The organism is Pectobacterium brasiliense (genome assembly GCF_013449685.1).
In the GTDB taxonomy this organism is placed as follows: domain Bacteria; phylum Pseudomonadota; class Gammaproteobacteria; order Enterobacterales; family Enterobacteriaceae; genus Pectobacterium; species Pectobacterium brasiliense_A.
Genome location: NZ_JACDSF010000129.1, coordinates 1 through 435, shown reverse-complemented (window position 1 = coordinate 435; position 435 = coordinate 1). Strand labels below are relative to the sequence as shown.

The following is a 435-nucleotide window of genomic DNA, read 5'->3' as shown; positions in this document are numbered from 1 at the left end:
TGTCGCGTTGCGCGTGAAGAGAGCCGTCATCAGGCAGGAATAGGCACTTGCTCACTGGCGTTACAGATAGGCTTCTTCTTTGATGGTCTGAAGCGAAATATTAATGTGGATGAAGACAGCCAGCGTCTGACTAACATAGGCCGTTTGTTTCGTGCCCACTCTCTAAAAATAAAAGCAGACCTTACTTCTTCATACACGTATGCCAAAGTTTATATTCCTGGTTTAGCTACCCCCCTTGACGATACGCCATCCGAGAGACTGGACAGCATTCTGGACGCCAGACAGAAAGCGCTGCCTGAGGACTATGCCGATGCACTGGTTGAACAGGGGAAAGAAACGGCGGTCGATACTGTCAAGGGTGTTTTCAAGGGGGACTGGAGTCAGGTTCTCTCCAATAAGCTGGACGACCTGCGGACCATGAAGAGCGGCCTCGAT

At 50.6% G+C, this 435-nt stretch carries 1 pseudogene; it reads left to right on the top strand.

The annotated features are described in order from the left end of the window. Nucleotides 1-435, top strand: a pseudogene (locus H0248_RS21610) (hypothetical protein); the annotation flags it as partial.